This is a genomic window from Bdellovibrio sp. SKB1291214, assembly GCF_002209355.2.
Classification (GTDB): domain Bacteria; phylum Bdellovibrionota; class Bdellovibrionia; order Bdellovibrionales; family Bdellovibrionaceae; genus Bdellovibrio.
In genome coordinates this window covers 2,197,773-2,213,290 of record NZ_CP106855.1, presented here as the reverse complement: position 1 = coordinate 2,213,290, position 15,518 = coordinate 2,197,773, and the positions used below count along the sequence as shown (strand labels likewise).

Sequence of the window (15,518 nt, the reverse complement as noted above, 5' to 3'; positions counted from 1 at the left end):
AAGTAAGGACGTACCTTTTGGGTGACTTTGAAGACAGGCTACTTAATACGGCAGTGATGCAAGAACTCTTCGCGAGTTTCAGGCAGCGTTTTAAAATGCCCACGAACGTCCGAAGTTGCCGTCGTGCTGTGCGTGTCCTCGATACCTCTCATCATCACGCAGTAATGTTTTGCGTTGATATGAACTGCGACGTGTTCCGTATCCAAAACATACTGCAAGCAATCAGCAATTTGCTTCGTCAGGCGCTCTTGCACTTGCGGACGACGAGCAAAGTATTGAACGACGCGATTGATCTTTGAAAGACCAATCACCTTTTTGTAAGGGATGTAGGCAACCGTTGCAAAGCCATCAATTGGCAACAAGTGGTGTTCACAGAATGACAAGCATTCGATATTTTGAACAACAATCATCTGGTCGTAGTTCATCTTGTTATCGATCACCGTCATCTTAGGAAACTTGTGCGGATCTAGGCCCCCGAACACTTCATTCACATACATCTTAGCCACGCGTTTTGGTGTATCTGCCAAGCTGTCGTCATTCAAATCAAGTCCCAAGACTTCTAAAATTTCAGTGAATTTTTCTGTGATCTTTTCGATCTTTTGCTCATTGCTAAGACCGTTATTGATCATGGGTGTTGGACGAACATTATCTAAAATGTCCTTAGTGCTTAAAATCTGCTCGAGCTCAGAATCCACCACTCTTTTTTTAGAGTGCTTACCTGGATTCTTTTTTGTGACTTTTTTAGGTTTAGCTTTGCCCATGGTGTTTCCTATTCTTAAGATGTTGATTCTTATGCCCTAAAAGTGCCCCCCAAGGAAGGGAAAGCTTAAACACCTTGCAAATTTTGACTGTTCAGCCACTGACGAATCAGCTCTTGTTCACGGTCAGAGGTATCTACAAAATGGACCCGAATCTCATTGAACGAAACGGCAATAATTTTGCCCTGGCAAAGCAAACTATCAATATCGGGGATCTCCACCGAAACCCTTTGCCCTACTTTGAATTTATCGCGGGCTTGAAGCACCGTAATACGGGCTCCCGTATAAGATAGGTCCACGGTTTTACATGCCTCTGTGCCCCCCAAAACAACAGGGGTATCGACATAAAAGCGATGAGCCGTCTGTCCCACCCAGTGCTGGCGACGATCCAAATCTGGAGATCTGGCAAAGTACAACCAAGCAACACCAGCAACCACAACCGAGCTAACTACTTTGAAGGCCATCGCCTCCGTAGCCAGTGGCGGTTCTTGGAAAAACATTAAATGAGAGAGATTGATGGCAAGAAAAAGAGCGCACAGAACAAGGCCAATCAGCCATAAAAGCTTATGACGAATCAGAAAGCTAATTCCTGCGGCAAACACCACCAACCAACCGATGATCTCAAGAGGGACTGTGCTCCCCGTATGCATCGTCGTAAAATCCATGACTGGAATAACCATCAATGTAAATGCCGCTGGCACAATCACCCAAGGACCGTGTGTAATTCCCGCAATTCTTCTCATGGCTAACTTATCGGTTTGACGAATGTGAGAATACAGTTTTTTTCTTGCAACCCAGAGTGTTCCAAATAGACTGTTTAGCTGTGAGACAACTACTGAATATCCTCATCTTTATTGGCGTTCTTATAGTATCAAAACAGTCCGTGGCATATCCCGACTTCATTGGGTACGGTTACTCCTCATGTATCACCTGCCACTATAACGGCTTAGGCGGTGGAGCCTTGAATGATTACGGTCGCGCCTTGTTTGCAACCGAGATCACCTCCCGCGCCGTTTTTCCTGACAGCATGGAAGAAGAAACCATCGGCAATGCCTCTGGATTTTTAGTCACTCAACAAATGCCGTGGTTCTTTCGCCCGGGGATTAAATATCGCGGTCTTTATTTTCAACAGAACCCAAATGGTTCCAACGAAGTGAACAAATGGGTGAATATGCAGCGCGATTTCAATTTGAATTTCTTTTTTGATAAAAAACAAAATGTCTCGTTAATTACGACGGCTTCCTATGCTGACTTTGACGTTCCAGAAACGACGATCGACAAATGGTCCATCTATGCGAAAGAGTTTTATGTGCGCATCAAACAAAGCAATAATCTTTGGTGGTACGCAGGACAGATGGATAAGGCCTACGGCATTCGCAATGTGGATCATACAGCGGTAAATCGCTTCCCGGCTTCTGATGTGGGACTCAATCAATACGGACAGTCTTTGGGAGTCATGGCGCACTTCACTTATCCAGTTTGGGATATTGCAGTAAATCCCTTCTTTGGCAGCGTTTACACGGTTTCTGAAAAGCGCCAGCAAGGTGTGGCTGTCACCGGCGAATACCAAGTCTATGAAAAATTCAAAGTTGGTGGCTCGGTTCTGGCCTCGGAATCGGATCAAACTCGTTGGCGACTTGCGGGGGTTATGACTCGCATGGGACTTTCCAAAGGAACATCTGTTTTGGCAGAGGCTGGATTGAAAGAGCAAACTCGCAAGGGAACCAATCTTGACCCACAACTGGGTTCATATGCATGGGTGCAATCAATGGTAGCCATCACTCGTGGTTATAATGTTTTAACAACAATTGAACACTCTAAAGACGACATTCAAAAATCTTCTTCAGAGAATTTAAAATACACCTTTGGTCTTTTAGCCTTTCCACTACCTCGAACAGAGTTCCGCGCAAGTCTTAGCAACGGTAAGACCAATTTAGACGGAGCAGGTGTTGACGATTCGTGGGCCCTTCAAACACAAGTGCACGTGTCATACTAGGAGAGCGGAATGATAACATTGAATACGTCCCTATTATTTTGCTTAGTGATGATGATGACTGCAACGTCCGCCGCTCAACAAGCACAGGACGCGACGACTTCCGATTCCGATATCACGTTTGAGGAAACGGTGACTATTGATCCAGACTCTGATGATGCCTTTGAACAGGCCGTTCAAAACGATGGTCAGGAAACAGAGCCTTCGGAATCGACGGAAGGAACAAGTATTGCGCGCCCCCGCGCCAAACGTTTGCCGCCAGTGACGGTTACCTCGTGGGCTGTGGGGCTTACATCATTGCAGTGGAATGAAAATATGACGGTGAGCCAACTGGGCGTCACCACATCTTCAAACATGAACTTCAACGGAATTGGTCTGCAACTGCAGAAAGAGATTCACTATATGCGCTGGGGTTGGAGCGCCGGAGCGCTGCTGGCTGCGGGTCGCGCGAATGCAGGTCCATTTAGCAATGACTTAAAAGTCGAGCGGCAAAATTTCAGCATGCTGGCCATCACTCCTCGTCTGTTTTGGCGTCTGACGAACAAGGTGAATGTGGGTGGAACAGCAATGATCTATATGCGTAACATTGATTTGCCATCCGGCAACGGCGTGGAAGCAGCGGCAGGCGAAAAATATAATGTGGCGGTCTTAGCAGATATGAACTTAAGAATTTTCAAGGCTTGGGATTTTTACCAAGCAATTGGTCCGATTGATGAGGGTGCCTATCTTTGGAAAATTGGCGTCAACTATCGCTACTAAAATAAAAAATCCCGGAAGGTCTTTCCGGGATTTTTTTTGATTTCTCATCAGATTATTTAGAAACTGGAACTTCAACGTGAACTTTCACGTCATCTTCAGTTCCTACGCCCATATAGTTAACATCTTTGATATTGATATCAGATGCTTTAACGATGAATTCTGCTTTTAGCAAACTGCCTTCGATTTTATAAGTGCCGTTTGCTTCGATCGTTTTATCTTTGATTTTGATTTTAGCTTTACCCTTGCCACCTTTACCGATCGCAGAGATCAAAGTCGCTGTTGGGTATTTATCAGTCTCAAGATATTTTTGAGTGTGCTTATCTCGAAGATCAACACCGGTTTTCAAGGACTTCATATTCACAACGATATTTTGAGCTGTGACTGTGTCGCCCTTCAAAACTGCTGAACCTTTGATCTGATTTGTTTTTGCTTTGAAGTCTCCCATCGGATTCAAAGTCACGTCGAATACGACAGACTGAGCAAACGCGCTAGACACACCCAAAGTAACCAATGCTGCTGCAATAACCAATTTCATTCCATTTCCCCCATGGTTTTATCTTACTGAATACCAGCAATCCAATCATACACAGCTTGTTGCTGAGATGCACTCACTGTCCCACCATCGTCTGGCATAATTTTTCGTTCCGCCACCTTGGCTTTCTATAATTCCAAAGTAAAGTGACGAACTTATTGTTTGGCCTGACTTACCATTTACGTATTCAAGACCGGCGACCTCAAAAATGACTTCAAATGGCCCAATCCAGTTTCGGCGATTTTCAGTTTTTTTGTATAGAAACTCTGCGAGAATCTCACAATGAGACGATGTTTCAAACTTGGTCTTTTGGATTAAGATTTTCTCGATTTGTGTCGATAGGATTCGTATGAAAACACTGATTGCAACTTTGATATTACTAGGCCTGTCCATCACCGCGAACGCAGCAAAGGTTACTAAAGTATCCGGCGGCAAAGCACTTATTGATCTTGAGGGCGATACAGCACTCGTTGGTGATCAGTATTTTGTCATCGACGGCAGTGGTAAAAAGCGCGGTCTTTTGCAAGTATCTAAAGTTCAAGGTGGCCGAGCTATCGCTACGGTTTCTAAAGGAAATGTAGCTGCAGGTAACTCTCTTCAACGCTTCCAAGGTCGCATGAGTGCGGCGCCAAGCGAAGTGAATAAATCTCGTGGAAAAGCTTCCGGCTCTAAAAAATCCTGGGGTCTGATGGCCGGTATGGTTAATAGCTCGATGAATGTTAAGTCATCTACTGGATCAATGACTATGACTGGTTCAAGCTTTAACTTGGATGGTTACTATCAAACATACTTAGATAAAAACATCAGCGTTAAAATCCTGGTTGGTTACGAAACATTGAATGTAACAGGTACGGCTTCCTCTGGGTTTTCGGGTGGCTCATGTACGTCAGGTATGAAATGTACAGCTGACATTGGTTACTTAGGTATGAATGCTTTGATCCGCTACTCTTTTTATAGAACAACTTCTTTGGAATTCTCTGCGGGTGGCGGCTTGGGCTTCCTATTCGCAATGCAAAAATCTTCCAACGTTCTGGATACAGCAAAAATCACAACAAACCAAACGATCGTAGGTTCTTTGGGAGTAGATTGGCACCTGGATAAACGCACCTATGTTCCTATCCAGTTGGACTATGCCATGTTCCCAGATAACAACACGTCCAGCGCCTCTCAAATGATGATTCGCGCCGGTTACGGTTGGGCGTTCTAAAATATAAATTTTGAAACCACCAAAGCCCTGCAATCGCAGGGCTTTTTTTTGCGAAATTAAATACGGCTCTCGCGATTTGCGCGATTCTCACGACCTTCATTTGCAGAACTGTCTTCTTGCTCGTCAAATTGATCTTCATTACGAAGATCCTCAGTGTCATCGCTCGTAATGGAACTGGCGTTGCGCGACTCTTTTGATCCGGATGACTGATTTGAATTGCGATTTTGCTGTCCCCCACTGTTGGACTGTCTGTCGCCTGAACCTTGACGTTGATTTTGGCTTTGATCTTGCGATCCCTGGCCAGATTGTCTAGAGCCAGATTGATTGCTTTGATTTTGATTCTGATTGCGGTCCATGTTGTTTTCCACTGAGTCTCCTTGTGTTTGCAAAGGATGATTCCTGTGCGAAACAACCTCACCGCATATTCGTCCCACATACACGTTAGCATTTTCAAAATGTGTTGGAATAAACACTCGTCATGGCATTTTCTCCATGTCCTGGGTGAAAACAATGAACATGTGGCAAGGTAGAAGCGGCGACTCACTTACTTTTGTAGGAATTTCCGACCTGTGCAGTGACTAGACAGCAAAGACACCCTTAGTGTCCTTAGAGACACGACATATTTGATTTGATATGGACCCATCCTTGCACTGGCAGAGGCATCTCTTAAACTATGAGGTTCCCGTGCTTCGACAGACTCATAAATTATTACTCCCTGTAGTGCTGGGTTTATCTACCGCACTGCCCGTTCACGCGATGGATGCAGACCCTTACATGACCCAGGAGCATTTGCTGAATAAAGCCGTGCAAGTGCATGTCACGACTCGTGGGATGAAGTACTTTGATACTGAGCTTGGGAAAATCCTTGGCAACTTAGGGGTGAATATCGACGAGGGGTATTTCCCAGCATTGTCCTACACTTTCGAAAAGCCTATTAATCCAGATGATTATTCGAAGGATCATCCTGAAGAAGTTAAAATGTATAAAAACGTTCGCGAGCTTTTAACGAAATGGCTTGTGGGCTTTTCTTTGAACGAGCACCGTCCAACTATCGAAATTGGTGAATCAGGGTACGTGGCTAAGTTTTCCCGTTTCTCTTTAGTGACGGATCAAAAATTGATGGAAAAATTAGGCAAGCGTGAAGGCGCGATCTTAGCGATTGAGCTTGAGATTAAGCATCTAACTCTGGGAACAAACTCCGTCAAAGTTTGGGACTTCAACAATGCTTTCCTCGGCCAGTTCGGCGCGGAAGGAGTCAGCCTGACTGCGGGTGACAATAAAAACCCACTTAAAATCCGCCTGCCATTTTATCTTCGCATGAACGCCTATGGGGCTTTGGAATTTGAAGCTTTAGAGGTTGAAAACAACCTGGATACTATCCCTGTTTCCTTGCAATACAAAAAACTTTTGGTGCCGCAGTTTGCAATCGAAATTAACGGCAAAAAGTTTTTGCTGAACAATAAAGAAATCGACAAGCTGTTCACGGAACAAGCTCCGCAGATTTTAACAACTGTGAGAGAAAACTTGGGTGAGTTTGCCAGAACGCAGCTTCCTGCAATGCTAAACGAGAAAGCCAAACAGTTCTTGTCAGGTAATTTGGACCAAGTTCAAAATATGGTGCCTCCCGGCAAAGAACCCAATGACACGCGCCCGGATTTTAAATGGGGACTGCGTCTGCAAAACATTGGGCTAAAAGAGTCCCTGAATATTGAACTGGGCGCTTATGCCGAGGACCCTATTAATCCGCGCAGCCTACCTCGTTCCGAGGATAAATCCCGTGGTCAGGTGACTTGGGGACTGGTTCCCCAGGAAAGATATGACATTGGATTGAGCCTGGATCGTGGCTTAATCAATCGTATTATGCAGCTTTCCTTCGAACGCCGTAATTTCGAAAAGATTGCGATGTCAGATGGTTCCACTTTGAAAATGATGGCAGCTCCTTTGATTGACTATGTAAAAGCGCCAGTTGCGATGCCACTTAAGGACACTGAAACCTTCGTTAAACTGCGCGTCTCCGTGGAAAACAAGCCCGACTCGATTTTCCTCAAAGAGAAAATCGTTGTCGACTTCGATATCATTGCAAAATTACGCCAAATGGCGGATAAGAGCGGCATGCAGCTTGTACTGTATTCTATCGATGTGGACACTATGTCGATGGACGACAAGTACTTCTCTTTGGCAGGCAAGCTTCTGAAGGGCAAGGTTCGTGAAGGTATCAAAGATAAACTTCGTGAACAGTGCGCTGGTTGGAAAACGAAAGAAGAAGCGATCCCAGGATCTCTTCCCCTTCCACCAGAAATTTTGGGTTTGAAATTAGATATAAATCGCGTCGTCATGGATCCAAAAGGACATTTAGTGATGTATTTGGATTATGCGAAAGCAGGAGCTCAGTAATATGAAATCGTTAAAACTTGTTATCATCAATGCACTGACTTTGATCGTTGGCTTAGGTTTAATGAGTGGTTCCCTTTCCACTAAATCTGCAAAAGCAGCTAAGTTGGAAACAGTTCCATCAATCCAAGTTAGTAAACTTGGAAACTATAAAGGTCAGTATCTGACAGTGATGTACGCTGTGGGATCACGTCCATTCATTTCCACGGATGCATCCCAGTTGAACATTTCTCAAGTTAAAGAATCTCGCACCGTTTATATCACGGGCGACAATGTGACTTTGCCACAGGTGCAGGTTGAAAAAGAGGGTTTCCGTCCTTCTTACAACATTGTGGTGTTCGTGGTTTCTCCACAGCAGAACTATTCTTGGGTGAATGCTGACGGCACGGCTCCACAAGGAATGCCCACAACAAGCAACCGCTTGACGAATAAGATCAGCGCCATCAATAAATCTGATGTCGACAGCTTCGTAAGCTCTAAAGGTGACAAAGCTGTGATGCCAGTGGAATTAAAGTGATATTGAATTTGCAGCCATGATTCCCGTCTCAAGGGCACCGTTCAAGGTGCCCGGGAATTTAAGGCTGGTATGTTCTCCAGCGAATACAAAGCGCCCTCCGTATTCTGCCTCCCCGGCTGCTCCCCTGAATTTCATGTACTGTCCTTTTTTATAAACAGCCATCGAACCCAAGGCCCAGGGACGTTGTTTCCAATTCACCATTTGGTGAGCCACAGCTTTCTGTGGCACGTCTTTGTAGAACAATCCCAAATCAAAAAGGGCTTCTTGTTCGGCGCTCGCTCCGGCTGACAAACCCGATTTCCCTGCGCGAGAGTACGTCAACAAGGCCTTCGTACCTTTTTGTTCCCGCGTGCTATCCCAGAACTTTTGCGACAAGAAATCACCCGTGAAGTTTCCAAGGTTCGCGGGCACACTGTTTTTCTTATTCCAAAAAGCGGAATCAAACCCTAAGACACCTTTGCTGTGACTTGCGTAATTCAACCCGGACAGCGCTTCTTTTTTTGCATCCGAGAAATAAAGAGAATCGATATTATGGACTTCCCGCAACTTTGAAAATGGCAAAGTGCAGATGATATTGCGAGTCTGATACTGCTGACGACCTTGAGGAGTTTGGAAGTTGAGCGTGAACACGCTCTCTTTTTCTGAAATCTCCACCAACGCATGATTCATTTTCAAACTGTGGTCAGGCAAAACACCAGCCACTCGGGCTGCCATCATTTGCATAAAATTCGTAAGTCCGCCCTCAAGACGATACATATTACGACCCGTCAGCAAACTGCTGCCCTCGGAATCCAGGGTGCTCAAGAAATGCAAAGATGATTGATCAGCGGCATCTACACCAAACCGAGAAACAGCTTGGCTTTCAATCAGCTTCAGAATAACGGGATGAACTTCACCCTTCCACGAATTCAACAAGTCCTCTAAGGACAGGGTGTCATAGTAACTGGCGCGATCATATACCAGAGAGTTGCGATAGGTCAGAATCGCCTCTTGATCACGGAATAAATCCGAACGGACGCGACGTAAAGGCGCCGCTAAAGTTTTAAGACGAGGTTGGATGTCTTGAACGCGATAGTTTTGCCCATCAAAGCGGAAATAATGCGATTCAAGTCCTTTGCGAGTTTTTATTTCTAACGGAGTCAAACTGAACTCTTTAGCCATCGCGAACACGGTGCGATGGTGCTCTTCGAAAAACTCAGCACCCAGTTCCGCCAGGGGCTCCTCCCCTGGGAACATTGAAACTGTTTGCACCCGTCCACCGACGCGCGAGGAGGCTTCAAATAATCTGAATGGAATTTTATTCTTTTTCAAAGTGTGAGCTGCCGCCAATCCTGCAGCGCCCGCCCCAAGGATGACCACTTCTCCGTCAAGATTTCGCTTGTCTCCGGTAAAGAGTCTATCAAGGCCTGCGCAGCCCCCCAAAGCACTCGACACAAACAGACCGCTTGAACTCAGCGCAGAAATTTTTAAAAACTCGCGACGACTTAAAGAACGCTTTGCCATCAATCCCTCACCTGAATAGAATGGCAACACTTTGGAACAGAAGCAAATCAATCTCTCAGCATTAAGACAGTCCTTCGAGAAATTGGCGGAAAAAAACTGGGCTCTCTCAGCAGAGGTCTTTGCTCCTGAATTCTGTGCAAGTCTCGCCCAAGAGTGTCAAAAATTATACTCCGACGGCTTTCTTAAAAAAGCTTCCATGGGTCCCTCTGGCAACAAATTAATATCTGCTGAAATTCGTGGCGATTTCACTCTGTGGCTGGATGAAGGAAACTCTGAAACACAGAAACAATTCCTGCAGAGCCTCAATGTCATTCGCGAGGAATTGAATCAGTTTTTCTTTATGGGATTAAAACGTGTGGAAAGTCATTTTGCTTTTTACCCTCCCGAAGCCGGTTACGATAAGCACATCGATAACCCCCGTGGAGCGAGTCACCGCAAAATCACTTTCGTGCTGTATCTCAATGAGGCTTGGCAAAAAGAGCACGGCGGAGAATTGAGCCTGTACAATCCAGAGAACCCCGAAGAGATGATTGCTCGTGTAGAGCCTCGCTTGGGTCAGTTGATTTTTTTTCGAAGCGACCTCTTCCCTCACCAAGTAGAAAAGAGCTTCAATCCCGGCCTGAGTTTAACTGGGTGGTTTAGGGACGACGCATTATGAGATCTTTGTTTTCAGAAGTAGTTTTCACCCGCCTTCATGCCCGCATATTGATTTTGGGCTGTTCGTTGCTGGCGGCTTTATTCGGTATCCTGGGACCTTTTTTCCAAAAGGAGTTCATTGATCAAATCACCGGAGTCCACACCAAACTTCACTTGATTCAATTAAGCTCCCCTTTGTGGTTCATCTTAGGCGCATTCGTTTGTGTGCTTTCTTCTCAAACATTCAGCCAATTGACCAATTATCTAAGTTCGAAGGAAGCCTTGTTCATGCAAAGAGTGTTTGCAGAACGCCTGTATGCAAAAACTTTGAACCTTCGAGTGGATACGATGAGCCATCGTCCTGTGGGCGAGATCGTTTCTTTGTATGCGACGGATGTTCAAGGTGCCACGGTGTTTTTGGATCAGACGCTGCCTGCAGGTGCTTCGACTTTGTTCCCTTTGATCCTTTCACCGTTCGCCATTTCCGTTTTATTCGACATTCCTTTATGGCCCACGATTTGGGTGATGGTTGGAATCACGTGCTTAAACACATTCATGGCTTTCCGTCAGTCGCGCTTTTTTTTCCGTTTTAAACAATTAGCGGCAGAACGAATTGGTTTAGTGAATGAATGGATTCAAAACATTCGCACGATTCGTATCTTAGGTTGGATTCGTCATTTTGAAGAAAACATTTTCGCTAAACGTGAAGTTGAAACCAGCAACCGTGTCAAAATGGTGACGAATGGTCAAATGATGAATGCCATTTCTTCGTCGATCACATTCGTCCTGAATGTTGTAACATTGGGATCTTTGGTTCTTTATTCAAAGCACAGCCTGACCAGCGGCGAACTTTTGGCGCTGCTATGGATTGTCGGCATCTTTTTGACTCGCCCGTTCCGTCAGATGCCTTGGTTCTTTACTTTTGCGTTTGATTCATGGACCTCGTTAAAACGTCTGGAAGAATTCTTTGGAACAAAAAACAACCAAACGGATGCTGCGAACACAGAAACTCCCGAGCAAGCGGCACTGGATGAAAAGTTTGCGTTGCAAGTGCGGGGTCTTAATCTTCGTATCGGGAGCCGGCATATTTTAAAAAATATGAATTTCGATATCAAAGATGGCGAATTTGTGGCTGTCGTTGGCGAAGTGGGATCTGGGAAATCGATGCTGCTCCTATCACTGCTACGTGAAACAGGGGCTCGCTTCCAAAGCTATCGCATCGGTGCGATGGATGCTTTGAAAGAAAAAAACAATGCCGTTCGCGGTAATTTTGCCTATGTTCCGCAGGAGGGCTTTATTATGAGTGCGACTTTGCGTGAAAACGTCGCCTTCCTTTATGATATCGATCCCGAGCGCGATGCGATGGTTGAAGAATCTTTAAAACTTGCCCAGTTTGAATTGAACACCGAGCGAGTTGAAAAAGGTTTAGGTACAGAGATCGGCGAACGAGGCGTGAATTTATCTGGGGGACAACGCCAACGTGTGAGCCTGGCTCGAGTTCACTTTCACAATGCACCGATCATGCTTTTGGATGATTGCTTAAGTGCGGTGGACGTCGATACAGAGCAAAAACTTTTTGAATCTTTGCTCATGGGGGCTTGGGCAGATCGAACACGCCTTTTGGTCACTCACCGTTTATCAGCGTTAAATCGGGTGGATCGTATTTTATTCCTTGAGGATGGGCGGATCATTGACCAAGGGACCTTCGAGGAACTTTTGGCCCGCAATGAAAAATTCCGCGAATACACGACATCGGTTGCCAAAGAAGCCACCGCTCAAAAAGAAACCGAGGTGACTCGTGGCTAATCGTACCCCGGTTGCAAAACCAAAATACCTATCTGACGGCGAAGTACGCAAAGAAGGCGGCTACAGTAAAACCTTATTTGAAACTTTGTACTTTGCATATCAACCCTATTTGGTGCGCATCGGTCTGTGCTTAGTTCTAGGTGTCCTGGGACGGGGCTTGCTTTTGGGTAACACCAACGTTATCGGATACTGGGTTGACAGCTTGGTCGGCAAACCTTCACCGATGCAAAATCTGACCTCCGCTGAAATCATTGGTTTGCTTTTGACGATGGCTTTGACAGGTTTTGTGATGACCATGATTTTCCGCGTGGGATTTTCCAGGTTATCAGCGAAGGCAATCTCCAGCTTTTATGACGAAGTGACCTTAAGAACGTCTCGCCTGCCGATGAGTTTCTTTGATAACACTCCAGCAGGCCGGATCATCACGCGCTTTTCCAGCGACTACGGAAATGTATTTCGCCTGTTCGGGGGGCCACTGGCCGAATTCCTAAGTATCATTTTCGATTTAGTGATGATGACGATTCTGATCACTGTCGCGAATCCGATTTTCTTGATTTTGGTCGCTTTCATCGGCGTATTAAATTTCTGCGTGTACAAACTCAATCAGGAAAAACTCCGTAAAGCTCGTCGCGAGCTTTCGGCAAGTCGCTCGCCAAGCATCGCCCACTTTGCAGAGACAACCCAAGGGGCCAGCACGATTCGTTCATTCCGTCGCCAAGAATCCTTTACGGAAAGATTCGAAAGCTTGGATCGCTATTTTTTAAGCCAAAAACTATTCACCACAAAACAACTGATCAGCTTTTCATTCCAAATGAATAGCTTAACCGCGGTTCTTTTGTTGATTACAGGCGTGGCCTCGTATTTCATGATTGAAAAAGGCTGGGCCAGCGTGGGCTCTGTGGGCGTGGCCTTTACTTTCATTTCCCTTTCGGGGAATACCGTTCAAATGTTCTTTGAATGGTTAACCCAGTTCGAAGAGGCTATGATTGGTGTAGAGCGTTTGGACCAATACATGCGCATGGAAATTGAGGAAGGAAACTATTTGCCTTCGTCAGCAAGCTTCGCCACTGGCCACCCGGTTTACGCCGTGGCTACTGAAAAGTACCTAGCACATCGTCGCTTAACGGAAAATCGCAGTGCTTCTGTGGAAGTCAAAGACTTGTCCTTCCGCTATCGCGATGACTTGCCATGGGTGCTTAAGGACCTAAACTTTGAAGTGAAGGCAGGTGAACGTTTAGGCATTGTGGGTCGAACAGGCTCTGGAAAATCAAGTTTGATTCAAGCCCTCTTTCACCTTTACCCAATCTCTAAGGGTTCGATTACGATCAACCAGCATGCGCCTAAAATTAAAACCACGGATCACGGCGTGGATCTAAATCTGTACCGTCAATCCATGGCCTTTATTTCTCAAGAGCCGATCTTATTCCAAGGGACCTTGCGTTTCAATTTGGACATCGAAGGTCATCACGACGATAAAGCCCTTCTCGAGGTCCTTCAAAAAGTCGGCCTTTTGGAATGGGTACAGGCTCAAGTCCAGGGCCTTGAAATGAGAATCGAAGAACGTGGTAAAAATTTATCCCTTGGAGAGCGCCAATTGCTATGTATGGCTCGCTGTCTTTTGCAGCAGGCCCCCATTGTGATCATGGATGAGGCAACCAGTTCTGTGGATCCGCAATCAGAAGAGATCCTAGTCCGTGCCACCGAGGAGTTTTTTGCTGATCGTACACAGATCATCATCGCTCACCGTTTATCGACCCTTGCTAAGTGTGATAGGATTTTATGGTTACAGAATGGCGAGATCGTCGAGATGGGACCAACTGATGAAATTCTGACGCGATTTAAAAAAACAGAACTCGTTTAAATAAAATCGCGGACCCCTTCATTTAAAGTTTGCCGCATCCGATTAAAAGGAGTACCTCTGGTTCACGACATAAAGAGCAACCTAGTTACTCCGACGATGCTCGGAGTGCAAACGCAGCAGTGAGGTGGGCATGGATAACAACCAAACCCTCGACGAAACACTAGACGAAAACTCCGTAATCAGCCTGACGGATCAGTGGGCCTCATTGACCCCTGATGAGCGTCGTGAAAAATTCAAAGAACTACCCCGAACTGATGCGGAAGAGCTCTTCCTAAATTTGCCAACCCATGACCAGGCCGAACTTATTTCCGAGGCGTCTCACCTTGAGAAGCGTTCTTGGGTGCGTTTGCTAGCTCCCGATGACGTGGCCGATTTAATTCAGGAAATGGGTGCCGATCACAAAGACGATCTTTTGTCGTTACTAGATCCCCAAACAAAACGTGAAGTCATCGCCCTGCTGGCCTATGCCGAAGACGCTGCCGGGGGTTTGATGAGCACTCGTTTCGTGCGCCTGCGCGCCGAAATGACCGTGGATGAAGCTATCAGTTATCTGCGCATCCAAGCAAAGACCCACGTTGAATCGATTTATTACGCTTACGTTTTAGATTCTGAACAGCATTTGGCTGGTGTGATCTCATTCCGTGAAATCTTCTCTGCCGCTGCAGGTACTAAGATTTCTGAAATCATGCAAACTGACGTTCTTAAAGTTCCACCTGATATGGACCAAGAGGAAATCGGTCGCATCTTTTCTCAACATGATCTTATGGCCCTGCCCGTTGTTGATGAAAACAACGTGATGAAGGGTATCGTTACGTTCGACGACGTGGCAACAGCGGTCCAAGAAGAAACCACAGAAGACATCCACAAACTGGGTGGTGTGGAATCCCTGGATGCTCCTTATATGAAAATCTCGATGTTCGAGATGATCAAAAAGCGTGCGGGCTGGTTGCTTGTTCTATTCTTGGGCGAGATGTTCACCGCAACAGCCATGGGATACTTCCAAACGGAGATCGAGCGCGCCGTTGTTTTGGCCTTGTTCATTCCTTTGATTATCAGCTCAGGTGGTAACTCGGGTTCTCAGGCATCGACATTGATCATCCGTGCGATGGCCTTAGGCGAAGTTCGTATCCGCGACTGGTGGCGCGTTCTGGGCCGTGAATTATTGGCGGGTCTTGCGCTGGGCGTGACATTGGGTCTGGTGGGCCTTTGCCGTATCCTGATCTGGCCAACTCGTGAGGCCTTGTACGGCCCTCACTATGTTCTTGTCGCCGTAACCGTGATGCTAAGTTTGATTGGTATCGTTTTGTGGGGAACTGTTTCTGGATCAATGCTCCCGTTCTTGCTTAAAAAGATCGGCTTTGACCCGGCATCTGCCTCTGCCCCTGCCGTTGCGACTCTGGTGGACGTCACCGGCTTAATCATTTACTTCTCGGTGGCTTCGGTGATCCTTCACGGAGTGCTCCTCTAAAAACTAATAGTTCTAAAAATAAGAAAGGCGCCTTGGAAACAAGACGCCTTTTTTTGTTTTTTAAATCTATAAGATTTTTTTCGTTCA

The 15,518-nt window shown here is 45.9% G+C and carries 14 protein-coding genes; 9 read left to right on the top strand and 5 right to left on the bottom strand.

What is annotated here, in order from left to right; genetic code table 11:
• Positions 1-38: 38 nt before the first annotated feature.
• Both folE and B9G69_RS10980 read right to left on the bottom strand, forming a co-directional pair.
• Positions 39-761 (bottom strand): GTP cyclohydrolase I FolE, encoded by a 723-nt coding sequence (folE, locus tag B9G69_RS10985; RefSeq protein ID WP_088615029.1) that lies wholly within the window; start codon positions 759-761, stop codon positions 39-41.
• 65 nt (positions 762-826) lie between these two features.
• Positions 827-1,501 (bottom strand): PilZ domain-containing protein, encoded by a 675-nt coding sequence (locus B9G69_RS10980; protein WP_088615030.1) that lies wholly within the window; start codon positions 1,499-1,501, stop codon positions 827-829.
• Positions 1,502-1,581: 80 nt separating this feature from the next.
• Here B9G69_RS10980 and B9G69_RS10975 point away from each other — a divergent pair, with 80 nt between their 5' ends.
• A complete protein-coding gene (locus B9G69_RS10975) occupies positions 1,582-2,754 on the top strand; it encodes a hypothetical protein (protein ID WP_254916826.1) in 1,173 nt (390 codons plus the stop codon).
• Positions 2,755-2,763: 9 nt separating this feature from the next.
• Complete coding sequence (locus B9G69_RS10970) at positions 2,764-3,510, top strand: hypothetical protein (RefSeq protein ID WP_088615031.1); 747 nt, start codon at positions 2,764-2,766, stop codon at positions 3,508-3,510.
• Between the two features lie 52 nt (positions 3,511-3,562).
• On the opposite strand, the gene B9G69_RS10965 is transcribed toward B9G69_RS10970, so the two are convergent.
• Positions 3,563-4,045, bottom strand: coding sequence for a YceI family protein (locus B9G69_RS10965; RefSeq protein ID WP_088615032.1), 483 nt, complete (start codon positions 4,043-4,045; stop codon positions 3,563-3,565).
• Positions 4,046-4,391: 346 nt separating this feature from the next.
• Between B9G69_RS10965 and B9G69_RS10960 the strand changes: the two genes are divergently transcribed.
• Entirely contained in the window at positions 4,392-5,249 is an 858-nt protein-coding gene (locus B9G69_RS10960) for a hypothetical protein (RefSeq protein ID WP_254916827.1), read from the top strand.
• A gap of 56 nt (positions 5,250-5,305) precedes the next feature.
• Here the strand turns inward: B9G69_RS10960 and B9G69_RS10955 are convergent, their stop codons facing one another.
• On the bottom strand, positions 5,306-5,617 hold the full coding sequence (locus tag B9G69_RS10955) for a hypothetical protein (RefSeq protein WP_088615033.1): 312 nt from the start codon (positions 5,615-5,617) through the stop codon (positions 5,306-5,308).
• Positions 5,618-5,933: 316 nt separating this feature from the next.
• Between B9G69_RS10955 and B9G69_RS10950 the strand changes: the two genes are divergently transcribed.
• Together B9G69_RS10950 and B9G69_RS10945 are read left to right on the top strand one after the other, a co-directional pair.
• Positions 5,934-7,643, top strand: a complete 1,710-nt coding sequence (locus B9G69_RS10950) for a DUF2785 domain-containing protein (protein WP_088615034.1) — start codon at positions 5,934-5,936, stop codon at positions 7,641-7,643.
• A 1-nt stretch (position 7,644) separates the two neighbouring features.
• Entirely contained in the window at positions 7,645-8,157 is a 513-nt protein-coding gene (locus tag B9G69_RS10945; protein ID WP_088615035.1) for a hypothetical protein, read from the top strand.
• On the opposite strand, the gene B9G69_RS10940 is transcribed toward B9G69_RS10945, so the two are convergent.
• Entirely contained in the window at positions 8,149-9,660 is a 1,512-nt protein-coding gene (locus B9G69_RS10940) for a flavin monoamine oxidase family protein (RefSeq protein ID WP_254916828.1), read from the bottom strand. The genes B9G69_RS10945 and B9G69_RS10940 overlap by 9 nt on opposite strands.
• 31 nt (positions 9,661-9,691) lie before the next feature.
• On the opposite strand from B9G69_RS10940, the gene B9G69_RS10935 reads away from it, so the two are divergent.
• The 4 genes from B9G69_RS10935 to mgtE all read left to right on the top strand — a co-directional run bounded on the left by B9G69_RS10935 (position 9,692) and on the right by mgtE (position 15,431).
• Complete coding sequence (locus B9G69_RS10935) at positions 9,692-10,318, top strand: 2OG-Fe(II) oxygenase (RefSeq protein WP_265437737.1); 627 nt, start codon at positions 9,692-9,694, stop codon at positions 10,316-10,318.
• The gene (locus B9G69_RS10930; protein WP_088615038.1) at positions 10,315-12,102 is read left to right on the top strand and encodes an ABC transporter ATP-binding protein; all 1,788 of its coding nucleotides are present in this window, start codon (positions 10,315-10,317) and stop codon (positions 12,100-12,102) included. Before B9G69_RS10935 ends, B9G69_RS10930 begins: the two co-directional genes overlap by 4 nt.
• Positions 12,095-13,963 (top strand): ABC transporter ATP-binding protein, encoded by a 1,869-nt coding sequence (locus B9G69_RS10925; RefSeq protein ID WP_088615039.1) that lies wholly within the window; start codon positions 12,095-12,097, stop codon positions 13,961-13,963. Before B9G69_RS10930 ends, B9G69_RS10925 begins: the two co-directional genes overlap by 8 nt.
• 130 nt (positions 13,964-14,093) lie before the next feature.
• Entirely contained in the window at positions 14,094-15,431 is a 1,338-nt protein-coding gene (mgtE, locus tag B9G69_RS10920; protein ID WP_088615040.1) for a magnesium transporter, read from the top strand.
• The last annotated feature ends 87 nt before the right edge of the window (positions 15,432-15,518 follow it).